The organism is Pseudomonadota bacterium (genome assembly GCA_039028155.1).
Classification (GTDB): domain Bacteria; phylum Pseudomonadota; class Alphaproteobacteria; order SP197; family SP197; genus JANQGO01.
In genome coordinates this window covers 219,904-242,801 of record JBCCIS010000001.1, presented here as the reverse complement: position 1 = coordinate 242,801, position 22,898 = coordinate 219,904, and the positions used below count along the sequence as shown (strand labels likewise).

Genomic DNA, 22,898 nt, shown 5'->3' with positions numbered 1-22,898 from the left:
GCCATCGCCCCAATCGACGCGCAGCCTGACTAAACTTTAGCGCGAACTCGAGCATTCTGGTTCTAGACACGCATAGAGGGAAGTCATGGTCATTTTACTCTATCTTCACCTGCTTTTTCGCGTTAAGGGAACAGAGTGCGAACTTACTCTGGTGTGAAACATGCCTAATCGTGACGATCCGCTGAAACGCTGGCCCCACGCCAAAAACCGGGAAGACATCGAGGACGAGATTGAAAAGCGCCTCAGCGGCCAGCTCGCGCACTTGATGCGCGATCCCCGCTATCTGGACGGCGACCCCGACTACCGCGCCTACATCCACCGCCAGTTCCGCCGCGTCTACGACGACCCCAGCGGCAAGCCGAAGACCTTGCGCATCGGCCGCCCCAAACCCTTCGTCGACGAACTCGAACCCTTCGACCCCGCCCGCGAACGCCGCCTGCGCCTGGGGCAGGAGAAGGAGGGCCCGCCGCTGCGGCAGGGCACGATCCTTACGGGTGGGGGGCGAGGCCCTCGACTTCGTCAGACCGAGACGCCGCCGACTTCACCATCGACTCGCAAAACCAGTGGCGCCGTCGATCCATCTGCTTCCGCTCAAGACTTCGACATCATCCCGCCCAGTGAAAGGGCGCTTGGTGAACTGGAGGGCAATGCCCGGCGAGATGGCCCTGATCCAGAAGACGCACGTCGTGCTCGTGACGAGCGCTTGAAACGGGAACAAGACGATCTGCGCCGCACTCTCGACGAGGAACTTGCAAGGCAAAAGGACGGTGTTCGAAACGATGATTTCAATCGTGGCCAAATCTCTCGAAGACTGAAACGAACAGGCGAGGCGATCGACGCCATGATCGCAAGCTGGCGGCGCGACGGCAGTGTCCTCGGGGCGGAGTTTCTTGAGCGTTACCGGGACGGAGTGGGCGGCGTTCACCCGATCTCGTGGGGCAAACTCATGACCTACTCCAAGTTTCGGTACGAGCAAGGCCGGCTCAAAGGACACTACTTGAACTGGGTTCGAGGTGAACTCGACGACGATCTCTGGAGGCCGTTCATGGAGCTAGACGACGGCGAGAGCATTCGCGTGTCGACAAACAGAAAAGGAGATCCTCTCAGACTCGTCGTCGATTGGGGTCCCTTCAACGCCGGGTCTGTCTTGGATCTAAACGACGGAAAGGACCGAGATTTCGCCCGTGCAGTTGGTGAAGGCAAGATCGAGAGCTTCGGCGATCTAACATTCACACGCCATGGCGAGATGATTTTCGTCTCCGGCACTGTCGACATGAGATTGAACGAAATGTTCAATTTCGAACCGGGGTTCCTCCCATGGCTGGACTCGTTGATTAGCTCGGACGGTCCAAGTGTTTCGAACGAAGATTTGGAGGAGTACGAGACACTTGGTCCGGCCAAAGAGTTTTTGTCGACCAGCCGAAAAATCTGGCAAGTCTCCGGCCGGATCGTTCTTCGCGACGATGGGACACCCGATCTAAGAGAGACCGTTCTCTTCTGGTCGGAAGCTGACCGCGAGGAGGCAGGCGATGAGGCCTAGGATTGCTGCAGAGGTTGTCGAGGCGTCTCCGCAGATCCGACTCACATGATCCCAATCTGCCGGTCGCCAAGTTGCAACGGGGATCGACGACCGTCCGATCCAAACCACGCCCGCCTTTTCCGGCGTCTGCTGATCGTTGCCCTCGTTGCCGCCCCGCTCCTTGCCTTGTTCTGGCACGACGTGGTGAAGGGTCTGATCCTCTATCTGTTCTACCTTTGGGGATACCTGAACTTCCCGGTGACGGCCTTTGCCACCGTCGCGGCGATTGTCTTCGCGGTCGGTTGGTACCTGCCGCTGCCGCTCGGCATGGCGAGGCTTGCGGCCTGGAAGCGGGCCTCCATTGTCTTGGCCGTCGTCGTCGTTCTGCACACCGGCTGGTTCTTGTTTGGTTGGGTCACCTTTCACCCCTTGTGCCGCATAGACGTTGGCATAGGCGGCAGCACTGGCCAGCGCGCATTGATCGGCGAACTCGACCCTTACAGCGCTGGTCTCTTGAAACGTGGCCTTGCCGGTAGTTGGGGCGAGGCCGCGGTGCAACGAACCGATCCGTACACCGTTCTTGTGCGGCCGGCTTTCGCTTTGCTCGAAAACGAGTGGAATTGGAACATGTCCTATCTCGTCGCATCGAGCGCCTTGCCACCGCAGCTTGCCGAGCGCAAGGACGCCGACTGTCTTGCCATAGAACAAAACGCCATGCGGGGCGGCAAAGCGGAATCGTGGCGGCCAGGCTGGGGTCTTTGGCCGTGGGATACGATCAACGAGGACGAAGGCTTCGCCCGCTGGCTGCGTGGTCTCTACAAGGACTCATAAGGGGCTGGCGCAGTCATGATCAGTCCCGTACATCCCCCTGGCAACGATGATCGCCCAAGTCGTCGGTCACGCAGTTGCTGGCTGTCCAAACGCGACTGGATCGGTCTTGTCTGTGGGCTATTGCTTATCGTCGCCAGCGTTGTGGCAAGTGCGTACTGGTCCAACTCGTTCTATCCGCCCGTGCTCTTGATCGCGCTGTTCGTCATTGGGGTGTTCATCGAGCTACCTCATGTCGCCTTCGGATCCGTGGCGGCAATCATCTTCGTGCTGGGTTGTTATGTGCGTTGGCCGCCCGAAATGGCGCGTCTTTCACCGGCGATGCGCGGTTTGGCACTGCTGGCCGTTGTGTTCGTCATGCACGGCGTCTGGTTCCAGTTCGGATGGATGTCATTCCAGCCGCTGTGTGTATCCGGGGGCGGACCGTTCATCCTGTTCTCGAACTATTCGCTCGACGGCCCAATGACACCGGAGGCGGCGTCGAGCTTTGTGGACGTTCTGCAGCGCCAATACAGCGACGATGCGGTGCAGCCTTCAGGCACGGAGTATGTGATGGTCCGTCCAGCAATCGCTCTTTTAGATAGCGGACTTCACTGGAACTACACCTCCAGAATTGCCGAAGATCTCGATGGCGCCGATGCATCGGATAGCTGTGAGTTGGTGGAACAAGCCATCATGGCAGACGGACGCGCCGCATCTTGGGGCCGCGGTTGGGGCTACTGGCCATGGAACACGTTCGATGAAGAGGGTGCCGTCGTTCAGTGGCTGCTCGGCCTCCACAAGGACTAGAGTGGGGCGGAAGCGGATATGGCGTGGCGTGAACCGACGAGCTGTGAAGAAGTGAAGCATAGCCGTCGGGCTCTCCCGTCAAGTTCGCTGTTCAACATAGCTGTCGTTGTATTGCTCATCGGCAGCCTGGTCGCAGTGTGGATGTGGCCGGGCAACAACCCTCTCCTCGTCATCAGCATGCTTTTTCTTCCCGTCCTGCTGCTGGCTCTATCGCCTGTTGTCGCCTTCGGCACGCTGGCGGCGGTCATATTTGCGTTGGGCACGTATCTGCGCTGGCCGCCTGTCATGGCGCGTTTGTCGCCGGTGCGACGCGGCTTCGCGGTCTTGGCGATTATCGTTGTCGCGCATGGCATCTGGTTCCAGTTCGGCTGGGTGTCGTTTCGGCCGCCTTGCAGCACGGGTGATGGCCCGTTGTCGCTCGGTGGCCGATACGCTCTTGTCGGTCCGATGACGCCTGAGGCGGCAAAGGCGTTTGCCGACACGCTGAACTATCGGGACCGCGAGGTCGCCTGGTTGTCGGGACCGAATACCGTTGTCGCGCGTCCGGCGATGGCGCTGTTCGATGACGGCGGCGTCTGGAACAACACGATGAAGATCGCGACGGCCTTGGCGCAAGAGCAAGGCCTGCCGCCTCCTGACTTTGATCAGAGCGACCAGTGCGCCGAGCTCGAACGCATCATCATGGTCGGCGGCAAGGCGGAGTCGCGCGCAAATGGCTGGGGCACGTGGCCGTGGAACACGTTTGATGAACGCGGTCTCGTCGTTCCCTGGCTTCGTGACGTCGCGCGATGATAGTGCGCGGCGTTCATGTCATCGTCATGAGTTTGGTCGGGCGATAAACGGTGTTCGGCTTCAATTGGACCAGTGCTTGCCCGGGCGGCGATGGAGAACCGCCGCCTGGGCACGACAGGTTATTCGGACTAACGGTGATCGCATTCATTGTCGTGTACGGCCTCGTCGCCTTGCCGGTTCTGTGGGTTGCACGTCCGTATGACGAAAGCTGGCCCATCCTGTTGCTACCGGCGACGCCCTTCGTCTGCGTCCTCGGTGTCTGGAAATTCATCGTCTGGTTCGGCGTAAGGCGGACCATGATCGTTGCCTTAGCGGTGACAACCGGCTTAACACTCAGTCATCCTTTCTGGGCGTGGTCTCTCCTGAAAGTACAGTCGGCAGCCACGCCCGACGACTGGGCTCGCGCGCTGGTCGTCATGGTTGGACTTGCCGGCTGGCTGATGGCCGGCGCCGCTCTCGTCATCGGGCCCATACGGTTTGTCGTCGATCGGTTTCGGCGACGAAGTGCAAAGTCTCGGGCGGTGCCCCCGGGTCGAGGCGACTGATGATCTGGTTCAATCTTTTGCCGGGCATCAAGGGAGGTCGACGACCGCCCGATCCGAGTCATGCTCGCCTGTTCCGGCGTCTGCTGATTGCTGCCGTCGTTGTCGCCCCGCTTCTTGCCTTGTTTTGGCTCGACATGGTGAAGGGCGTGATCCTCTATCTGTTCTATCTGTGGGCTTACCTGAACTTCCCGGTGACGGCCTTCGCCACTGTCGCGGCGGTTGTTTTCGCGGTCGGCTGGTACCTGCCGCTACCGTGCGGCATGGCGAGGCTCGCGGCCTGGAAGAGGGCCTCCATTGTGTTGTCCGTCGTCGTCGTTCTGCACACCAGCTGGTTCCTGGTCGGCTGGACGACGTTCTACCCGATCTGTCGACACAAGGCGGGCGTGGGCGGCACGAACGACCAACACACACTCGTTGGACAACTGGAATCAGGCTATGCCGATCAGTTCGAGCGGAAACTCATCGAGAGCTTGGGCGGTCATGCCGTCCACCGTTCGGAGGACCACACGATTTTGATCAGACCCATCTTCGGCTTGCTAGAGAGCCAGCGGGTCGAACGGATCTCCGAACACATCGGCGCTAAGCCGATGCCGGCGGACCTAGCCGGCACCAAGTACGGCGTATGTCGCGCCATCGAACGCAATGCCCTTGTTGGCCGTCGGGCCGTGCTATGGCGGGCAGGCTGGGGCTTGTGGCCGTGGAACACAATCCACGACGACGGCTCGTTCGCCCGCTGGCTTCGCAGCCTCTACGAGGATGCGTGAGTGCGGCCTCACCCCACCGCGTCGGCGATCAGGGTGCGGTAGACGCGGTGGGCGAGGTCGGCCTGGCGGGCTTCGTCGGGGGTGAACCAGGCGATCTCGGTGTGTTCGTCGCCGGTCAGGCGCGGGCCGGCGCCCTCCCATGCGGTCACCTTGAAGATGGTATAGCGCTTGCGGCCATAGGGGCCGGCTTCCGGTTCGGCGAGTTCGGTGAAGCGTTCGAACGCGGTCGGCGTGATCGCGAGTTCCTCGTCGAGTTCGCGCGCAAGCGCGTCCTCAACGGTCTCGCCCTTTTCGACATGGCCGCCGAAGAGATCCCAGACGTCCGGATAGGTCGGCCGGTCCTTCGACCGGTGGCCGAGCAGGACGCGGCCGTCGGCGACGATCAGGGCGACCGCGCATTCGAAGACCGGCGGGTCGCCCGCGGTCACGCCGCGCTCCTCAGTCCTTCCAGGGGCGGGTGAGTTCGTTTAGCCGCGCCTCCAACTCGCGCACGGTATGGCCGGTCAGGTCCTTGCCCAGATCGGCGGCGACGCGCTGGCTGGCCTGTTTGGAAAGCTTGTCGCGTAGGCGCCCCAAGGCCTGTGCCGGCGCCATCACGACCAGCTCGTCGAGCTTGTTCTTGGCGACCGCGGCGTTGATGCGCTCGGCCAGGTGGTCCAGGAAGTCGGCCTTCTCGTGATCCTTGGGATCGGTCGTGGGTTCCACCGCATGGCGGCCCTGGCCGCCGCTGTCGAAGGTGCGGCCCTGGCCGTCGGTCACGAGATCGCGGACATGCGCGCGCGCCGCCGCGTGGTCGAGATGCTCCAGTTCAGCCAGGGCGCCGTTCGCCCCGTTGCGGGCGAGAATCCGCGCGCGTGATCCATCGGCGACGACGAGCCACAACCGTTTCGACTTCATGGTGGTCCTCCGTACGGTGTTGAACCAGGTCTTGTTGTCGGCTGGCGGTCATAGAAGCCGCCTAGCCGCGTCAGCAGTGAGGATTGCCAGGCTGACCGCAAAGGCGAGCCAGGGCCAGAAAGCGGGCACGGCGAAGCTTGACGGGCCGACCGGATCGCGCCGTTTGATCAGGCCAAGCGCCAGGTTCACGGCGGTGAAGATGGCCAGCACGATCAAGGCCGTCGCTTCGGCGAGTGCCTCGATGGGCAGCGCGAGCGCCATGACCAAGATCAAGGCCCCGACGCTGACCGTCGCGATGATCGGAGTGTGGGTGCGCGGGTTGATGCGGCAAAAAACCGCGGGGATCGAGCCCTGCCAGCTCAACCCGTAGAGAACGCGAGACGCCATGACGGTCTGAATCACAATACCATTTAACGTGGCGAAGCTGGCGATCGCGATCAAGAGGACGGGCGACACGCCGCTCGCCTTTTCGTAAACAAGCGCCAGTGGCGCGTCGCTTGCCGCAAGCTCCGCCGGCGGCACGACGGCCAGCGCGGCCAGCGCAACGAGGACATAGATCACGGTCGAGCCGATCAGCGTCGCGATGATGGCATAGGGCATGATACGGCGCGGTTCCTTCACCTCCTCGATCACGTTGACCATGTCCTCGAAGCCGACAAAGGCGAAGAAGGCGAGCATCATGGCGCCCATGAAGCCGGCCCAGACGAAGCCGTCGCCGGGCGTGGCGACGGTAAGGTTATTGCCGAGTTCGGAAAACTCAGGCAGCGCGACGCCGACGACCAAGAGCAGGCCGGCGATCTCCAGGACGGTCACGATGCCGGCGACCAGCACCGATTCCTTGATGCCCCAGCACGCCAGCGCGGTCAGTGCGACAATGACGATGGTGATCAAGGCCCAGCGCGGCAGCGGCACGATCTCGCCGATGTAGCCGGCGGCGCCGATGGCGATGGCAGCTGACGACACCATGCCGACCAGGGCGACCGCCAGGCCGGCGATCAGCGACAGGGCCTTGGAGCCGAACCCCTCGCGGATATAGATCGCCTCGCCGGCGCTTCTGGGAAACCGCGCCGCGAGTTCGGCGAACGACAGCGCGGTCAGGCCGGCCAGGACGGCGGCGGCCAGGAACGCCAACGGCATCAGGGCGCCGGTTTCGCCCGCGACCTTGCCGATCAGCACGTAGATCCCGGCGCCGATGGTGACGCCGAGGCCATAGAGCGTCAGTAGCCAGAAACCCAGGCGCCGCCTTAGAGCAGGTCCCGGCTTGGTGGTATCGCTCCGCGTTTCCGTCAAGGCAGGTGAACCTGCTCTACGTTTTGAATGGAGAACGGATTCATATGGTTCGATTGAACCGCCAGAAGGTTCCACCGAACCATGACCCGCTCTCGACCCGGCTTGGGCGCCGTCATCCAGGTGTTGGGGGGTCGTTCAGCCGTTGCAGGCGTTGCGCGGCCTGACGCGCGAAGCGCAACGTCAGCGCCTTGCGTCGCGAGGCATGCATGGTGCGCTCTACCGATGGCCGGATGATGGTAGCGTCCCAGCGGTCGGCGATCATCAGGCCTTCGTCTTCGGGCAAGACATCGATGGGGAATCCCTGCGGCACGGCGAAATAGAAGTCGTCACAAAACTCAAGATAATCCGGCCACTTCGAATCGGCACGAAAATCCGCCAGCGAACTCTTGATTTCGACGATCGTGAAGCGGCCGTCGCCGTCCAGCGCCAGCAGATCCGCGCGCCGTCCGTTCTTCAGGCTGAACTCGGTCAGCGATGCCACGGCCATGGCGTCGAACAAGCGCCCGATGCCGCGCGCCAGCAGCGGCGCCACGTTGCGCCCGCCGACGTCTTCCAACCCGTCCCGAATCACATCCGCCATGACAGAAGCTTAGCGGTGGCGGCCTGCGAACAAAAGGGGACCTTTGCGTTGTCAGTCGCTTTTTCCACTGACCCCGGCTTCGGCGAAGGTCGCCATGCCGTTGTGGCAATCGGCGGCAGCCTGGACGGTCAGGAGCGCGACCGCCGCGCCGGAGCCTTCGCCCAGGCGCATGCCCAGATCGAGGACGGGGTCCAGACCAAGTTTCTCGGCGAGCGGGCCGTGGCCATGTTCGGCGCTCAGATGGCCGAGCAGGCAGTGATCGAGCGCGTCGTCGCGCAGTTGCTTCAGGACCGCCGCGCTGGCGGTCGCGACATAGCCGTCCAGGATGACCGGGACCCGGTTCAGCCGCGCGGCCAGGATCGCGCCGGCGATGGCGGCCTGCTCGCGACCGCCGACGCTTGCCAGCGCGATCAAAGGATCCTTCAGCGTGTCGCCGTGGAAGGCGAGGGCCCGATCGATGACAGCGGCCTTGTGGCTGACACCAGCGGCGTCCAGGCCAGTGCCCGGCCCCGCCCAATCGGCGCCGCTGCCGCCCAAAAGGGCCGCCGCGAGCGCCGCCGAAACCGTGGTGTTGCCGATACCCATGTCGCCGGGGATCACGATATCGGCCTCGCCAATAGCCGCCATACCGGTGACGAAGGCGTCGACGGTCGCCGCCTCGTCCATGGCAGGGCCCTGGGTGAAGTCGCCGGTCGGTCGGTCCAGATCCAGCGCGGTGACCGACAGGCTGGCGCCGGCGCGCCTGGCGAGCTGGTTGATCGCCGCGCCGCCCGACTCGAAGTTCGCCACCATCTGGTGCGTCACATCAGCGGGAAACGCCGAGATGCCCTGGGCCGTCACGCCGTGGTTGCCGGCAAAGACCAGGATCGCCGGCTTGTCGGCGCGCGGCGGATGGCCCTGCCAGCCGGCCAGCCAGCGCGCGATCGTCTCCAGCTTGCCCAACGCGCCCGGTGGTTTGGTCAGCACCGCGTCGCGTGTCTCGGCGGCTTTAAGGGCGCCGGTATCGGGTTGGGGCAAATCCGCCATCAAGGCGCGGATATCGTCGAAGGATGTTGGCATCATGAGCGGATCGTCTTCTGGTGGGACCGTTGAACGGTTCCACCAGAAGACGTGAATCCGCTCTCTATCAATGCATGGAGCAGATTCACTCACATTGGCTGAATCGCCAAGCGATTCAATCAACATGAGATCTGCTCCAGGACTTGCCTTGACGGCTAGGGGAGGGCGCGGGATAAGCACGAGAACGTCCTGCAACGCAACCCTAGATCGCTCATGTCCCACGATGATAGCGGGCAGCACGATACCGATCTCGACTGGATCGACCGGCTGCGTCTGGCGTTTGGCTTTCTGACCCGCCTGCCGGTGGGTGGTCGCGGCGTGTCGGCACCCCTGGCCCAGGCGGCTGCCTTGTTCCCGATCGTCGGCGCTGTTGTCGGCCTGGCGGCGGGCGTCGTCTACGTCATCGCGCACGGCCTTGGCACCGGACCGTGGCTCGCCGCCTGCATGGCGGTCGGCGCGGCGGTCTTGATCACCGGCGCGTTGCACGAGGATGGCCTGGCCGACGTCGCCGATGGGTTCGGCGGCGGCGGCGACCGCGAGTCGAAGCTCGATATCATGCGCGACAGCCGGATCGGCAGCTACGGCGTGATCGCTCTGGTGCTGGTCATCGCCGCGCGCATCGGTGCCCTGGCTGGCATCGGCAATCCCTATGAAGTGCTGGCGACGCTGATCGCCGCGGGCGCGGTGTCGCGCGCGGTGCTCGTGGTCGCCATGCGCATGATGCCCAGGGCGCGAACCGACGGCCTTGGCGCTGACGCCGGCACGCCTGGCTTCGAAGCGACGATCATGGCGCTGGGTATCGCCGCGCTCTTGACGCTCGTCCTGCTGCTGCCCTGGACCTGGGTGCTGGCGCTCCTTCTGGCCACGGCTGCGGCGGCGGTCGTCATCTATGTCGCCGGCCGGCAGATCGGTGGTCAGACCGGCGACGTTTTGGGCGCCATGCAGCAGGCGACCGAGATCGCGGTCCTGGTCGCCGTGGCGATGGTGACATGACCGTCACCCGTTGGTGGTGGATCCGCCACGCGCCGGTAACCGAGACCAACGGTCGCATTTACGGCGCCACCGATCCCAACGCCACGATCGAAAGTCCGGAGGCGTATCGCGCACTCGACGCCATGCTGCCCGACGACGCCGTCTGGGTAACCAGCCACCTGAAGCGCACCAAACAGACGGCCGCCGCGATCGCTAAGGCCGGCGGCCGCCAGATCGCGCCGCTCGAGGAGCCCGATCTCGGTGAACAGAGCTTCGGCGCCTGGCACGGCCTGACGTATGACGAGGTTAACGCCTTTGCCGACAGCCATCGGTTCTGGCTGGCGCCGGCGACTCACCGCCCGCCGGACGGTGAGAGTTTCGCCGATCTCACGATCCGGGTCAGCCGCGTGATCCACCGCCTGACCGACGAGAATGCGGGCCGCGACATCATCGCCGTGGCGCACGGCGGCAGCATTCGCGCGGCCCTTGGCGTCGCGCTCGAGCTGACGCCCGAAGACGCGTTGAAGTTCGCGACCGAGAACCTCTCTTTGACCCGCCTTGACCACCACGCGGCGTCCGGCGGACACCCGCCGACCTGGTGTGTCACCTGGATGAACCGGCCGCCGGCCGGTGACTTGATCCTCGGACAACCGGCATAGCGCTCGCCCCTATCGTCTGCTAGGTTCGTCGATGCACGTGAGAAGAGGGAAGCCGGTGACGCGGACCGTCCGCCAGACCGGCGCTGCCCCCGCAACTGTGACGGCGAGGCCGAAGGCTTGATCCCACTGGTTCTTTCGAGAGCCGGGAAGGGGCCTTCCAGCCGGTGACCCGGAGCCAGGAGACCTCCTCGCGCGGCAACTAGGGCCAGTCACGACCTCGGAGGGAGGCAAGCGACCCGGTGAGTGTTCCTCGTCCCGATATTCCCCGACCCGACGCGGCCGGCAACGCCGCCGTGACCTTTGTGCTGGGCGGCGCGCGCTCGGGCAAAAGCCTGTGGGCGGAAAACCACGTGCTGGAATCGCGTCTGGCGCCGGTCTACCTGGCGACTGCGGAAGCCCATGACGAGGAGATGCAGCGGCGCATCGCCCAGCACCGGGCCCAGCGCGACGAACACTGGACGACCGTCGAGGAACCGCTCGATCTGGCGCGCGCGCTCAAGGAGAACGCCGGCGAAGGACGCGCTGTTCTTGTCGACTGCCTGACGCTGTGGCTCGCCAACCTGATGGCCGCCGAACGCGATGTCATCAAGGAGGCCGAAGCCGTCTGCCGCGTACTCGGTACCATCGGTGGCCACGTGACGGTCGTCTCGAACGAAGTCGGCCAGGGCATCGTGCCCGCCAACAAGGTGGCGCGGGAATTCCGCGACCACGCCGGGCGGCTGCACCAACAGGTCGCGGCGCTTTCCGGCAAGGTCGTCTTTGTCACCGCCGGGCTGGCTCAGGTGCTCAAGGGCGAGGGCCGTTCGTGACCGGCGCGCTGCGCATCGTCTGCCTGCTGCCGGCGGCAACCGAAATCGTCGCGGCCGTGGGCCTGGCCGACCAAATCGTCGGGATCAGCCACGAGTGCGACCAGCCGGCCTCGATCCGTGATCGGGCGGTTCTAACATCGAGCAGCATCGATTCATCGAAGCCAAGCGCCGAGATCGACCACACCGTGCGCGAGCGGGCGCGTCGGGCGCTGACGCTCTACGATCTCGATCTTGAGGCGCTGGCCGCATTGCGCCCGACCCACATAGTGACCCAGGACCGGTGCGCGGCCTGCGCGATCGATCTTGCGTCGGTCGAGCGGGTCGTCGGTGAGATGGCCGGGCAGCGGCCGCAGATCCTCTCGCTGTCGCCGGCCCGGTTGGGCGATGTCTTCGCCGACATGCGCCGGGTCGCATCCGCGCTGGGCGGTGATGCGTTGGTTGTCGACGAGCTGGAGGCACGCATCGGTGCCATTCGTGGCGTTCTGTTCGGTCAGCCGTCCAAACCTGTCTTCGCGGTCGAGTGGTGCGATCCGCCGATGGCATCCGGCCATTGGATCAGCGATGTCGTGGAAGCCGCCGGCGGCGACCCCGTGCTGGCGCAACCTGGCGAGAAGGCGCGGTTATTGAGCGCCGATGAGATTGCCGCCGCCGAGGCCGATGTCGCCGTCTTCATGCCCTGCGGTTTCGATCTGGACCGCGCGTCGTCGGAAACCCGCAACGCGCTCAGCGAACCGCTTTGGGCAGGGCTTGCCATGCCGGCGGTCGCCGTCGACGCCAACCGTTACTTCACGCGCCCCGGTCCCGGTCTCGTCGATTCAATCGAGATCATGGCCGAAATCCTGCATCCCGCCGTCGCCAGTTTCGGTCACGAAGGCCGCGGCTGGCGGTCGCTGACATCTTGAACGGAGTTTATTGCCTCCATGAGCCTTCCGACAAAAATCCCCGCCACGGTCGTGACCGGTTTTCTGGGCGCCGGCAAAACGACCTTGATCCGGCACCTGATCGAGCGATCCGGCGGCCGCCGTTTCGCGTTCATCATCAACGAGTTCGGCGATCTCGGCGTCGACCGCGAGCTGATCAAGGGCTGCGGTGTCGAGGGCTGCGAAGACGAGGATATCGTTGAGCTGACCAATGGCTGCATCTGCTGCACCGTGGCCGACGACTTTCTGCCGACAATCCAGACGCTGATCGACCGCGACGATCCGCCCGAACATATCGTCATCGAGACCTCGGGGCTGGCCTTGCCGAAACCGCTGGTCAAGGCGTTCACCTGGCCGGAGGTCAGGAGCCGGGTCACGGTCGACGGCGTTGTCGCTGTGATCGACGGGCGCGCCGTTGCAGACGGCCGTTTCGCCGCCGACCCCGATGCCGTCCAGGCCCAGCGCGAGGCCGATGACAACCTGGATCACGAAAACCCGCTGGAAGAGGTGTTCGAGGAGCAGGTCGCCTGCGCCGACATGATCATCATCAACAAGACGGATCTGTTGGACGAGGACGGGCTGAATGCGGTGCAAGCGGCGGTCGGCCCGCACCGGCGCGACGCCGTCAAGATCGTCAAAGCGCGGTCCGGCGCCGTCGATCCGGTCGCGGTCCTGGGCATGGCCGCCGCCGCCGAGGACGATCTCGACAGCCGGCACTCCCATCACGACGATCTGGACGACGATCACGATCACGACGACTTCGACACGTTCACGCTGACGCTCGGCCCGATCACCGATCCAGAAGCGCTGGAAGCACGCCTGATCGAGACCGTTGCCGACCATGACGTGCTGCGTATCAAGGGTTTTCTCGACATCCCCGGCAAACCCATGCGCCATGTCGTGCAGGGGGTCGGCGGCCGTTTCGCGCGCCATTACGACCGGCCCTGGGGCGATGACGAAGTGCGGCGTAGCGAACTCGTCGTGATCGGCCTCAAAGGCCTCGACCGCGACGCTATCACCGCTGCCTTGGCGGACTCTGCCTGATGCACCTGCTGGCGGCACAGCCCGGCACCATCTCCGACGGTTCGGAGGCGATTGATCTCGGCCAGACGCCGGGCGACATCGTCGTGCTGTCGGCCGCCGACACGGAACTCGCCTGTCTCGCCAATGCGTACGGCGCGCGCGCAGAGGGCGGACCAAGCCTGCGCCTCGCCAATCCCATGCAGCTATCCCATCACCTGTCCGTCGACACCTATGTCGAGACGGTGATTGCCGAGGCGAAGCTGGTTGTTGTCCGTCTGCTGGGCGGCGCGGCCTATTGGTCCTATGGCGCCGAGCAGGTGAGCGCCTTGTGCCGTCGCCAGGGTGTTGCTTTGGCACTGCTGCCCGGTGACGACAAAGACGATCCGGAGCTGCGCACGCTCTCGACCCTGGAGGGCGAGACCTATGACCGCCTGTGGACCTACCTTATCCATGGCGGCCTCGCCAATGCCGGCGCATTTCTCGACTACGCGGCGTCGCTGGCTGGATTTGCGTCAGTATGGGTCGAGCCGGAGCCGCTGCCCCGCTTCGGCCTCTACTGGCCCGGCGAAACACCGGGCTCGGTCGATGCGTTGAGGACCCACTGGCATGCCGGTCGCCCGGTCGCCGCCATCGTCTTCTACCGTGCGCTGGTCCATGCGGCGAACCTGGCGGCGCTCGACGCCTTGATCGCGGCGCTCGATAAAGACGGTCTGAACGCCCTGCCGATCTTCAGCCAGAGTTTGAAGGAACCCCTGGCCGCCGAAGCGGTCGCGTCCTTCCTCGATGAGGCCGGACCATCGGTCATCCTGAACGGCACCGGATTTGCGCTTTCGAGCCCCGGGGCGGCGCGCACGCCGACGCCGTTCGACGGGGCCGACTGTCCGGTACTGCAGGTCGTTTTCTCTGGCGGCACCGAGGCGGCTTGGCGCGACGGCATGCGTGGGCTTGCGCCGCGCGACATCGCCATGAACGTCGCGCTGCCGGAGGTCGACGGCCGGCTGATGACCCGCGCGGTGTCGTTCAAGGAAGCCGCGCGCTTCGACGAGAGGACCCAGACCAATATCGTCGCCTACCAGCCGCTGCCCGACCGCGCGCGCTGGGTCGCGCGGCTGGCGGCAAGCTGGGCGCGGCTGCGCGCCGCCGCCGCCGGCGAACGTAAGGTCGCCTTGGTGCTCGCCAACTATCCAAACCGTGACGCGCGGATCGGTAACGGCGTCGGGCTCGACACACCCGCCAGCGCGGCCGCCGTGCTGACGGCCCTGCGCGGTGCTGGTTACGACGCGACCGGCGCGCCCGACGACGGCGCCGACCTGATCGAACAGCTTCTGGCCGGGCCGACCAACGACCTGACGGCGCGCGCCTGGAAGCGATCCGATGTCGTGCTTCCGCTCGAGGCTTATCGCGATGTCTTCGACGGTCTGCCACGGGACGTCCGCGACCAGGTCACCAAACGGTGGGGCGCGCCGGAGACGGATCCCTTTGTCGCTGAGGGCGGCTTTCACCTGAGCGTCCTGATGTTCGGCAACATCGCCGTCGGCGTGCAGCCGGCGCGCGGCTACAACATCGACCCGAAAGCGACCTATCACGATCCCGATCTGGTCCCGCCGCACGGCTATCTCGCCTTCTATGCCTGGATCGCCGTGACGTTCGGGGCGCATGCGGTCGTCCACATGGGCAAGCACGGCAATCTCGAATGGCTGCCGGGCAAGGCGCTGGCGCTGTCGGAGACGTGTTTCCCCGAGGCTGCCTTCGCGCCCTTGCCGCATCTCTACCCCTTCATCGTCAACGATCCAGGCGAGGGCACCCAGGCCAAGCGGCGCACCGCCGCCGTCATCATTGACCATCTGACGCCACCCCTGGCGCGCGCGGAGTCCTATGGTCCCCTGCGCGAGCTGGAGGCCCTGGTTGATGAGTATTTTGAGGCCAGCCAAACCGATCCGCGCCGTCTTACCGTACTCGCCCGCGACATCCTGGAGCTGTGCGCGACGACGGGCCTGGACGCTGACTGCGGCATCGGCGCCGGCGACACGGAAGCCGACAAGTTGCAAAAGCTCGACGGCTATCTCTGTGAGCTCAAGGAGATGCAGATCCGCGATGGCCTGCATATCTTCGGCAGCGCGCCGGTCGATGGTCTGCGCGATGCACTGCTGGTGGCGCTTGCCCGCGTGCCGCGTCGTGCCGGTGAAGGCGGCGATGCCTCGCTGACCCGCGCCATCGCCACCGACTTGAATCTGGACGTCGATCCCCTAAACGCCGACATGGCGGCGCCATGGTCCGGTTTGCGTCCAGACGTCCTGGTCGGACAGACTGATGATCCCTGGCGCACGACGGGCGACACGGTCGAACGCATCGAACTGTTGGCCCTCGGTCTTGTTGCCGGGGCCAAAGAATGCCCCGCTGGTTGGCCGGCGACGCGTGCTGTTCTCGACGAAATCGAGAGCCGTTTGGCGCCCGCCATCGCGGGGTCGGGCGCTGCCGAAATCGACGGGCTTCTGACCGGGCTCGACGGGCGTTTCGTGGCGCCTGGACCGTCCGGCGCGCCATCGCGCGGACGCCCTGATGTGCTGCCCACCGGCCGCAATTTCTATTCGGTCGATACCCGCGCGGTGCCGACGCCGGCGGCGTGGACGCTGGGCTGGAAGTCGGCGACGCTGTTGCTGGAACGCCATGTTCAGGACCACGGCGATTGGCCACGCGCCGTCGCGTTGAGCTGTTGGGGCACCGCCAATATGCGTACCGGTGGCGACGACATCGCCCAGGCGCTGGCGTTGATGGGCGTGCAGCCGCAATGGGAACCCCGAAGCGGACGGGTCACCGGCTTCGAGGTCATGCCCGCCGGCGTGCTGGGTCGGCCGCGCGTCGATGTCACGCTGCGCGTCTCCGGTTTCTTCCGTGATGCCTTTCCCAATCTGATTGATCTGGTCGACAGCGCCGCGCGCGCCGTCGCCGCACTCGACGAACCTGCCGACGTCAACCCGCTGGCGGCCAGCGCCGCGCAAGAGGTGTCGCGACTTGTGTCGGATGGTGTCGATCCCGAAAGGGCGCGCCAGATGGCGGGGCATCGCGTCTTCGGATCCAAGCCGGGCGCCTATGGCGCCGGTCTGCAGGCGCTGATCGACGAGGGCATCTGGGAGAGCGAAGGCGATCTGGCCGATGCCTATCTCGCCTGGTCCGGCTATGCCTATGGTGACGGCGCCGAGGGTGAGGCCCAGCACAACCTGTTCCGCGACCGGCTCAAACAGGTCGAAGCGGTGTTGCACAACCAGGACAACCGCGAGCACGACCTGCTCGACAGCGATGACTACTACCAGTTCGAGGGCGGTATCACCGCCGCCGTAAGGCAGCTTTCCGGCCGTCAGCCCGTCGTCTACCACAACGACACCAGCCGTCCGGAAAACCCCGCGATCCGGCGCCTGGAAGAGGAAATCGCCCGCGTCGTCCGGGCGCGTGTGGTCAACCCCAAGTGGATCGCCGGCGTCATGCGCCACGGCTACAAGGGCGCGTTCGAAATGGCGGCGACGGTCGACTATCTGTTCGGCTTCGCCGCGTCGGCGCGCTGCGTCGCCCATCACCACTTTGATGCCGTTTTCGAGGCCTATCTTCTGGATCCCGATGTCCGAAGTTTCCTCGAGCGCGCCAATCCGGCCGCGCTGGGTGACATCGCACGCCGGTTGGCGGAGGCCGAGGCGCGTGGCCTGTGGCGACCGCGCCGCAATTCCACCATGCCGCTGTTGAACACGCTGGCAGGCAATGCCGAGGAGGATGTCGCATGAGCGAAGACACCACCGCCGCAACCGAAGAGGTCAACGAGCGTCATCGCGAAAAGATGAAGAAGCGCAAGGCTGCGCGCGACAAGATGATGGCGTCGAAGACCGAGGAGCGGGGCCTGATCATCGTCCACACTGGCAAGGGCAAGGGCAAATCGTCGGCCGCCTGGGGCATGGCGCTTCGATGCCTGGGCCACGGCTACAAGATCGGTGTTGTCCAGTACATCAAGGGCAGACGCGAGACCGGCGAACACATGCTGTTCGCGCAGTTTCCCGACCTCGTGAGCCACAAGATCATGGGCGAGGGCTTCACCTGGGAAACCCAGGACCGCGAGCGCGATATAGCCGCGGCGACCGCCGCCTGGGAGGCATCGAAGGTGATGATGGCCGATCCGGAGATCCGCATGGTGATCCTGGACGAGCTGAATGTCGCGCTGCGCTACGAATACGTCGATCTGGACGAGATCCTGGACACGCTTGCCACAAAGCGGCCCGATCTGCATGTCGTGATCACCGGGCGCAATGCTAAACCCGAGCTCATTGACATGGCGGACCTGGTGACCGAAATGACGCTTGTCAAACACCCCTTCCGCGACGGTGTTCGCGGCCAGCCCGGGGTGGAGTTCTAAGCGAAGAAACCAATAGGACCATGAGGCGCACCGAACTCCTTCCACCCGTTCAGGAATGCCTGGAAAGGAACTTGCAGCCATGAAACATCTGATCGCAGCCGTATTCGTGTTCGCTCTGGCGATCCCGGCGGCATCGCCGAAAGCCGCGGACTCACCGCAAAACATCGTCGATTCCGCGCTCGTCACCTTCAACAACATGAGCGCCGATCCCAACTTCAGGAACCTCAACACCCTGGTCGACCGCGCCAAGGCGATCATCATCGTGCCCGACATGTTCAAGGCCGGCTTCATCATCGGCGGCCAGTTCGGTAACGCGGTCATGCTGGTGCGCGGCGAGGACGGCACCTGGAGCCCGGTCGGGTTCTTGCAGATGGGTGCCGGCAGCGTCGGCCTGCAGATTGGCGCCCAGGTTTCCAAGGTCGTGCTGATGGTCATGACCGATGGCGGTCTGGAGGCAATCCTCTCCAACAAGGTCACCCTGGGTGGCGATGCGTCCGTCGCCGCCGGCCCGGTTGGCGCGGGTGTTGCCGCGCAGACCACGACGGATATTGGCGCCGATGTCTATTCCTACACCAAGGCGCAAGGCCTCTTTGTCGGCGCCTCGCTGGAAGGCGCGGTCATCGAGCCGGACAGCAAGCGCAATGCCGAGTATTACGGCCGTTCGGTCTCGCTGCGCGACATCATGATCAACCGCGTTGTCGACAATGCCGGCGCGAACCCCCTGCGGGCGCGCCTCTCCGGCTTCTGATCGGGGTTGATCGACGATGTCGATTCTGCGGCAATGGTTCATGGGTTGGGTTGTGGCGGCGGCATTGTTCGCCGCCACGCCGGCCCATGCGGACTCGCCGCAGGATCTGGTCGGCGACGCCCAGGCCACGGTCGAACAGCTGATCACCGATCCGGACTTCGAGAATCTGCGCGGCCTCTTGACCCGCGCCCGCGGCGTGGTCGTCGTGCCGGCGCTGTACAAGGCCGGCCTGATCATCGGGGGCGAGGTGGGCGAGGCGGTTCTGCTGGCCCACGATCTGAACACCGGCGCGTGGAGCTACCCGGCGTTCATGACCATGGCGTCGGGCAGCGTCGGCCTGCAGATCGGCGCCTCGGTGAACCAGGTCGTCCTGGTCATCATGACCGATGACGGCATGGAGGCGATGCTGGCCGACAAGATTGAGATCGGCGGCGATGCGTCCGTCGCCGCTGGGCCGGTCGGCGTCAACGCCAAGGCGGCGACCACCAGTACCGAGTTCGATCAAGACATCTATGCTTACGGCACCGGACAGGGCCTGTTCGCCGGCGTTGCCGTCGAAGGCGCGATCCTGATCCCCGACGAGGACACCAACCAGCTCTACTATGGTGAGGCCGCGACGACCCGCGAGATCGTGCAGGCTGGCACCGTGTCGAACGATGATGCCGATGGCCTGCGCGCCGCGCTGACCGGCATTGACCCGGAGTAGGGCGGTTGTGACGCGCCCACCCGCCCTCATGCTGCAGGGCACCGGATCGGATGTCGGCAAGTCGCTGCTGGTCGCCGGTCTGGCGCGCGCCTATACCCGCCGCGGCCTCAAGGTGCGGCCGTTCAAGCCGCAGAACATGTCGAACAATGCGGGCGTGACCCCCGATGGCGGTGAAATCGGCCGCGCCCAGATGTTGCAGGCTCGTGCCGCTGGCATCGCGCCCTCGGTCGACATGAACCCGGTCTTGCTGAAGCCGCAGTCGGAGCGAGGCGCCCAGGTTGTCGTGCAGGGCCGCGTGTTCGGCGAGGCGCAGGCGCGCGACTATCACACGCTCAAACCGCAGCTGTTGCCGCGGGTCATCGAGAGTTTCGATCGGCTGGGCGCGGATGCCGATCTGGTGCTGATCGAAGGCGCTGGCAGTCCGGCGGAGGTCAACCTGCGCCAGGGTGACATCGCGAACATGGGATTTGCCGAGGCCGCCGATGTACCGGTGGTGCTGGTCGGCGATATCGACCGGGGCGGTGTCATCGCGAGCCTTGTCGGCACCATGGCACTCTTGGAGCCGGACGAGAAGGCGCGCATCCGGGCCTACATCATCAACAAGTTTCGCGGCGATCCCGCGCTGTTTGACGATGCGCTCGCCATCATCGCCGCGCGCACCGGGTGGGAATGTCTGGGGATCGTGCCGCACTTGGCCGAAGCCAAACGACTGCCGGCCGAGGATGCGGTCGCGCTCGACAGTTTCGCCTCGGAAGATGGGACCGGCGGTACCATCCGCATCGCGGTGCCCCGGCTTGCACGCATCGCCAATTTCGATGACCTCGACCCATTGCTCGCCGAGCCCGATGTCGCGGTCACCGTGGTCGAACCAGGACAGCCGCTGCCGGGCGATGCGGATCTCATTATCCTGCCGGGCTCCAAGGCGACCGTCGGGGACCTGCGTGATCTGAAGAACCAGGGTTGGGATATCGACCTTGCCGCCCATATCCGACGTGGCGGCTGGGTGCTCGGCATCTGCGCGGGTTACCAGATGCTGGGTCAGCGGGTCTCAGACCCCGACGGCATCGAAGGTGCCGCCGGCATGGAGCCGGGCCTCGGTCTGCTCGACGTTGAGACGGTGCTGGCCGGTGACAAACAGCTCACCGAGGTCGCCGCGCGCGACGTTGAGACCGGCGCGGTCTTCACCGGCTACGAGATGCATATCGGCGAGACGACGGGCGCCGGGATCGCGCGGCCGATGATCGAGATCGACGGCCGGCCCGATGGTGCGGTCGCGCCGTCAGGCCGCGTCATGGGCTGCTACGTGCACGGACTGTTCGCCGCCGACGATTTTCGCCACCAGTTCCTGGCGCGCATCAGGAACCGCGCGGTCTCAGGGCTCTCCTTCGAGGCCGCGGTCGACGAGGCGCTTGACCGTGTCGCCGACGGTATGGAGCAGGCGCTCGACCTGGATCGCCTGCTGGCGATCGCCAGCGGCGATCAGAGCCAGGTCAGCAAGGTGACGGCGATCAGCCCATGAATGATGCACGCATTGACATAGAGCTTCAGCGAGCGGTCGATATCCTCCGCGGTAACGTCCGTGCGGCCGTCGCCCATCCAGGCGCCGTCGACGGTTTCGTGCCCGTATTGGCGCGGTCCTGCGATGGCGATGCCGAGCGCGCCGGCGAACGCGGCTTCCGGCCAGCCGGCGTTGGGCGAGTTGTGTTGCGGCGCGTCACGGAAGACCGCCTTCAGACCTTCGCCGGGGCGGCTGCCGGTCATGAAGCAGGCGCCCAAGACGACGATGAAGGCCGAGAGGCGCGCCGGGATCCAGTTAACCACGTCGTCGAAGTGGGCCGAGGCCGCGCCGAATGCGCGGTGGGATTCGCTCTTGTGGCCCAGCATGCTGTCCAGCGTGTTGACGGCCTTGTAGGCCGCCATGCCGGGCAGGCCGAACAGCAAAAACCAGAACACCGGCGCGACCACGCCGTCGGCGAAATTCTCCGCGCAGGACTCGATCGTGGCGCGTCCGACGCCGTGGTCATCCAGCCTCTTGGGGTCGCGTCCGACGATGTGTGCGACGGCGGCGCGTCCGCCGTCCAGGCCCTCGTCGCGCAGTCCCTGGGCGACGCGACGGACGTGCACATAGAGATCGCGCTGGGCGATCAGGACGGAGGCGCAGAATGCCTCGATCAGCCAGCCGAACGGGATGAGATCGGTGATCGCGACGATCACCCAGCCGGTGAAAGCGGCCAGCGTTGTCACCAGGACAAGCACCACAATGCCGCGCAGATGGCGGGTCGCCGCATCGCGGCGGTTCAGGCGCCTGTCGAGCCAGTCGATCAGACCGCCCAGAAGCGCGATCGGGTGGGGCACGCGGCCCCACAGCCAGCGGGGGTCGCCGATCAGCGCATCCAGAAGCAGGGCCGCCGCCAGGACCGACGGCGCGGCGAGATCCAACAACATGGCGCGTACATGGGACGAAGGGTCCCGGGCGTCAATCGAAACAACCGGCGTCCCATGGGTGAAAGGACACGATCATGAGCGAGACGGCTATCATGCTGTGCGGCCACGGCAGCCGCGACGAGGGCGCCATCACGGAGTTCGGCGCCATCGCCGAGCGCCTGCGCGAACGAGTCGACGTACCCTTGGAGCACGGCTTCCTGGAGTTCGCGACGCCGATCATCCGCGACGGGCTCGATAAGCTGCGCGCCGGCGGCGCCAGCAACATCCTGGCCGTGCCCGGCATGCTGTTCGCCGCCGGCCACGTCAAGAACGACGTGCCGTCGGTCTTGAACACCTATATGGCGCAGCATGACGGGTTGACGATCAAGTTCGGCCGGGATCTGGGCATCGACACGCGCATGGTGCGTGCCGCCGGCGACCGGGTCATGGCTGCCGTCGAGGCCGCCAACAAGGCGAATGGCGAGGTGGCGCTGCACGACACCCTGCTGGTCACGGTCGGACGCGGCGCGTCGGATCCGGACGCCAACTCCAACATTGCCAAGGTCGGGCGCATGTTGTGGGAGGGTCTGGGTTTCGGCTGGGGCGAGGTCGCCTACTCCGGCGTCACCTTCCCGCTGGTCCAGCCCGGACTGCGCCACGCGGTGCGGCTCGGCTACAAACGCATCGTCGTCTTTCCGTACTTCCTCTTCACCGGCATCCTGGTGCGTCGCATCTACGATCACACCGACATCGTCGCGGCCGAGTTTCCCGACGTGGAGTTCGTCAAGGCGGGTTATCTGAACGACCATCCCCTGGTGGTCGATACCTTCCTAGACCGCATCCAGGAGATCGAAGGCGGCACCGGCAACATGAATTGTCAGACCTGCAAGTACCGCATGCAGGTCTTGGGTTTCGAGGACGAAGTCGGTCTCGCCCAGGAAAGCCATCACCACCATGTCGAGGGTATTGGCACCGGTCCGGCGGATAACGACGGTCATAGCCACGATCACAGCCATCATCACCATCACCACCATGGTGACGGTCATGACCACGGGCATGGCCACAGCCACGATCACGGGCACAGCCATGATCATGGGCACGGGCACAGTCATGATCACGGCCATCATCCCTATCCCCATGCCGACCACCCGCTGGGCCCGCGTACCCTGAAGGGCTGA

Annotated in this window: 22 protein-coding genes and 1 riboswitch; of the genes, 16 read left to right on the top strand and 6 right to left on the bottom strand. The window is 65.1% G+C overall.

Annotated features, from left to right (window positions below):
* Nucleotides 1-160: 160 nt before the first annotated feature.
* The 5 genes from AAF563_01190 (at nucleotide 161) to AAF563_01170 (ending at nucleotide 5,237) form a co-directional block, all read left to right on the top strand.
* The gene (locus AAF563_01190) at nucleotides 161-1,540 is read left to right on the top strand and encodes a hypothetical protein (protein MEM7119856.1); all 1,380 of its coding nucleotides are present in this window, start codon (nucleotides 161-163) and stop codon (nucleotides 1,538-1,540) included.
* A gap of 183 nt (nucleotides 1,541-1,723) precedes the next feature.
* Nucleotides 1,724-2,350, top strand: coding sequence for a hypothetical protein (locus tag AAF563_01185; GenBank protein MEM7119855.1), 627 nt, complete (start codon nucleotides 1,724-1,726; stop codon nucleotides 2,348-2,350).
* Between the two features lie 186 nt (nucleotides 2,351-2,536).
* Nucleotides 2,537-3,136 carry a hypothetical protein gene (locus tag AAF563_01180; protein MEM7119854.1) on the top strand — a complete coding sequence of 200 codons (600 nt, stop codon included), beginning with the start codon at nucleotides 2,537-2,539 and terminating at the stop codon, nucleotides 3,134-3,136.
* A gap of 177 nt (nucleotides 3,137-3,313) precedes the next feature.
* Nucleotides 3,314-3,928 carry a hypothetical protein gene (locus AAF563_01175; GenBank protein ID MEM7119853.1) on the top strand — a complete coding sequence of 205 codons (615 nt, stop codon included), beginning with the start codon at nucleotides 3,314-3,316 and terminating at the stop codon, nucleotides 3,926-3,928.
* Nucleotides 3,929-4,472: 544 nt separating this feature from the next.
* Entirely contained in the window at nucleotides 4,473-5,237 is a 765-nt protein-coding gene (locus tag AAF563_01170) for a hypothetical protein (GenBank protein MEM7119852.1), read from the top strand.
* A gap of 8 nt (nucleotides 5,238-5,245) precedes the next feature.
* On the opposite strand, the gene AAF563_01165 is transcribed toward AAF563_01170, so the two are convergent.
* The 5 genes from AAF563_01165 to cobT form a co-directional block, all read right to left on the bottom strand.
* Nucleotides 5,246-5,665, bottom strand: coding sequence for an NUDIX domain-containing protein (locus AAF563_01165; GenBank protein ID MEM7119851.1), 420 nt, complete (start codon nucleotides 5,663-5,665; stop codon nucleotides 5,246-5,248).
* Nucleotides 5,666-5,675: 10 nt separating this feature from the next.
* Nucleotides 5,676-6,134: a host attachment protein gene (locus tag AAF563_01160; GenBank protein ID MEM7119850.1), complete on the bottom strand. Its 459-nt coding sequence runs from the start codon at nucleotides 6,132-6,134 to the stop codon at nucleotides 5,676-5,678.
* A 48-nt stretch (nucleotides 6,135-6,182) separates the two neighbouring features.
* On the bottom strand, nucleotides 6,183-7,424 hold the full coding sequence (locus tag AAF563_01155) for an APC family permease (protein MEM7119849.1): 1,242 nt from the start codon (nucleotides 7,422-7,424) through the stop codon (nucleotides 6,183-6,185).
* A gap of 112 nt (nucleotides 7,425-7,536) precedes the next feature.
* Nucleotides 7,537-8,004, bottom strand: a complete 468-nt coding sequence (locus AAF563_01150) for an MmcB family DNA repair protein (protein ID MEM7119848.1) — start codon at nucleotides 8,002-8,004, stop codon at nucleotides 7,537-7,539.
* Nucleotides 8,005-8,055: 51 nt separating this feature from the next.
* A complete protein-coding gene (gene cobT / locus AAF563_01145) occupies nucleotides 8,056-9,063 on the bottom strand; it encodes a nicotinate-nucleotide--dimethylbenzimidazole phosphoribosyltransferase (GenBank protein ID MEM7119847.1) in 1,008 nt (335 codons plus the stop codon).
* Between the two features lie 213 nt (nucleotides 9,064-9,276).
* On the opposite strand from cobT, the gene cobS reads away from it, so the two are divergent.
* The 10 genes from cobS (at nucleotide 9,277) to AAF563_01095 (ending at nucleotide 20,815) form a co-directional block, all read left to right on the top strand.
* Entirely contained in the window at nucleotides 9,277-10,056 is a 780-nt protein-coding gene (gene cobS / locus AAF563_01140; protein ID MEM7119846.1) for an adenosylcobinamide-GDP ribazoletransferase, read from the top strand.
* On the top strand, nucleotides 10,053-10,694 hold the full coding sequence (locus AAF563_01135; GenBank protein ID MEM7119845.1) for a histidine phosphatase family protein: 642 nt from the start codon (nucleotides 10,053-10,055) through the stop codon (nucleotides 10,692-10,694). The genes cobS and AAF563_01135 overlap by 4 nt, the downstream gene beginning before the upstream one ends.
* Nucleotides 10,695-10,697: 3 nt before the next feature.
* A riboswitch (cobalamin riboswitch) is annotated at nucleotides 10,698-10,901 on the top strand.
* An 86-nt stretch (nucleotides 10,902-10,987) separates the two neighbouring features.
* Nucleotides 10,988-11,503, top strand: coding sequence for a bifunctional adenosylcobinamide kinase/adenosylcobinamide-phosphate guanylyltransferase (gene cobU, locus AAF563_01130; protein ID MEM7119844.1), 516 nt, complete (start codon nucleotides 10,988-10,990; stop codon nucleotides 11,501-11,503).
* Complete coding sequence (locus tag AAF563_01125) at nucleotides 11,500-12,405, top strand: cobalamin-binding protein (protein MEM7119843.1); 906 nt, start codon at nucleotides 11,500-11,502, stop codon at nucleotides 12,403-12,405. The genes cobU and AAF563_01125 overlap by 4 nt, the downstream gene beginning before the upstream one ends.
* 18 nt (nucleotides 12,406-12,423) lie before the next feature.
* Nucleotides 12,424-13,467, top strand: coding sequence for a cobalamin biosynthesis protein CobW (gene cobW / locus AAF563_01120; GenBank protein ID MEM7119842.1), 1,044 nt, complete (start codon nucleotides 12,424-12,426; stop codon nucleotides 13,465-13,467).
* Nucleotides 13,467-17,219 carry a cobaltochelatase subunit CobN gene (cobN, locus tag AAF563_01115; protein ID MEM7119841.1) on the top strand — a complete coding sequence of 1,251 codons (3,753 nt, stop codon included), beginning with the start codon at nucleotides 13,467-13,469 and terminating at the stop codon, nucleotides 17,217-17,219. The genes cobW and cobN overlap by 1 nt, the downstream gene beginning before the upstream one ends.
* Nucleotides 17,216-17,842 (top strand): cob(I)yrinic acid a,c-diamide adenosyltransferase, encoded by a 627-nt coding sequence (cobO, locus tag AAF563_01110; GenBank protein ID MEM7119840.1) that lies wholly within the window; start codon nucleotides 17,216-17,218, stop codon nucleotides 17,840-17,842. Before cobN ends, cobO begins: the two co-directional genes overlap by 4 nt.
* 79 nt (nucleotides 17,843-17,921) lie before the next feature.
* Nucleotides 17,922-18,590: a lipid-binding SYLF domain-containing protein gene (locus AAF563_01105; protein ID MEM7119839.1), complete on the top strand. Its 669-nt coding sequence runs from the start codon at nucleotides 17,922-17,924 to the stop codon at nucleotides 18,588-18,590.
* Between the two features lie 40 nt (nucleotides 18,591-18,630).
* Nucleotides 18,631-19,296: a lipid-binding SYLF domain-containing protein gene (locus AAF563_01100; protein MEM7119838.1), complete on the top strand. Its 666-nt coding sequence runs from the start codon at nucleotides 18,631-18,633 to the stop codon at nucleotides 19,294-19,296.
* Between the two features lie 28 nt (nucleotides 19,297-19,324).
* On the top strand, nucleotides 19,325-20,815 hold the full coding sequence (locus AAF563_01095; protein MEM7119837.1) for a cobyric acid synthase: 1,491 nt from the start codon (nucleotides 19,325-19,327) through the stop codon (nucleotides 20,813-20,815).
* Here the strand turns inward: AAF563_01095 and cbiB are convergent.
* Nucleotides 20,776-21,741 carry an adenosylcobinamide-phosphate synthase CbiB gene (gene cbiB, locus AAF563_01090; protein MEM7119836.1) on the bottom strand — a complete coding sequence of 322 codons (966 nt, stop codon included), beginning with the start codon at nucleotides 21,739-21,741 and terminating at the stop codon, nucleotides 20,776-20,778. The genes AAF563_01095 and cbiB overlap by 40 nt on opposite strands.
* Before the next feature lie 74 nt (nucleotides 21,742-21,815).
* On the opposite strand from cbiB, the gene AAF563_01085 reads away from it, so the two are divergent.
* On the top strand, nucleotides 21,816-22,898 hold the full coding sequence (locus AAF563_01085; GenBank protein ID MEM7119835.1) for a sirohydrochlorin chelatase: 1,083 nt from the start codon (nucleotides 21,816-21,818) through the stop codon (nucleotides 22,896-22,898).

Excerpts from the sequence above, each read along its gene's own strand:
- cbiB (MEM7119836.1), bottom strand. The coding sequence starts at position 21,741 with ATGTTGTTGGATCTCGCCGCGCCGTCGGTCCTGGCGGCGGCCCTGCTT.
- cobT (MEM7119847.1), bottom strand. The coding sequence starts at position 9,063 with ATGCCAACATCCTTCGACGATATCCGCGCCTTGATGGCGGATTTGCCC.
- AAF563_01100 (MEM7119838.1), top strand. The coding sequence starts at position 18,631 with ATGGGTTGGGTTGTGGCGGCGGCATTGTTCGCCGCCACGCCGGCCCAT.
- AAF563_01095 (MEM7119837.1), top strand. The coding sequence starts at position 19,325 with ATGCTGCAGGGCACCGGATCGGATGTCGGCAAGTCGCTGCTGGTCGCC.
- cobN (MEM7119841.1), top strand. The coding sequence starts at position 13,467 with ATGCACCTGCTGGCGGCACAGCCCGGCACCATCTCCGACGGTTCGGAG.
- cobO (MEM7119840.1), top strand. The coding sequence starts at position 17,216 with ATGAGCGAAGACACCACCGCCGCAACCGAAGAGGTCAACGAGCGTCAT.
- AAF563_01170 (MEM7119852.1), top strand. The coding sequence starts at position 4,473 with ATGATCTGGTTCAATCTTTTGCCGGGCATCAAGGGAGGTCGACGACCG.
- AAF563_01150 (MEM7119848.1), bottom strand. The coding sequence starts at position 8,004 with ATGGCGGATGTGATTCGGGACGGGTTGGAAGACGTCGGCGGGCGCAAC.
- AAF563_01105 (MEM7119839.1), top strand. The coding sequence starts at position 17,922 with ATGAAACATCTGATCGCAGCCGTATTCGTGTTCGCTCTGGCGATCCCG.
- AAF563_01190 (MEM7119856.1), top strand. The coding sequence starts at position 161 with ATGCCTAATCGTGACGATCCGCTGAAACGCTGGCCCCACGCCAAAAAC.
- cobW (MEM7119842.1), top strand. The coding sequence starts at position 12,424 with ATGAGCCTTCCGACAAAAATCCCCGCCACGGTCGTGACCGGTTTTCTG.
- AAF563_01135 (MEM7119845.1), top strand. The coding sequence starts at position 10,053 with ATGACCGTCACCCGTTGGTGGTGGATCCGCCACGCGCCGGTAACCGAG.
- cobS (MEM7119846.1), top strand. The coding sequence starts at position 9,277 with ATGTCCCACGATGATAGCGGGCAGCACGATACCGATCTCGACTGGATC.
- AAF563_01085 (MEM7119835.1), top strand. The coding sequence starts at position 21,816 with ATGAGCGAGACGGCTATCATGCTGTGCGGCCACGGCAGCCGCGACGAG.
- AAF563_01175 (MEM7119853.1), top strand. The coding sequence starts at position 3,314 with ATGCTTTTTCTTCCCGTCCTGCTGCTGGCTCTATCGCCTGTTGTCGCC.
- AAF563_01160 (MEM7119850.1), bottom strand. The coding sequence starts at position 6,134 with ATGAAGTCGAAACGGTTGTGGCTCGTCGTCGCCGATGGATCACGCGCG.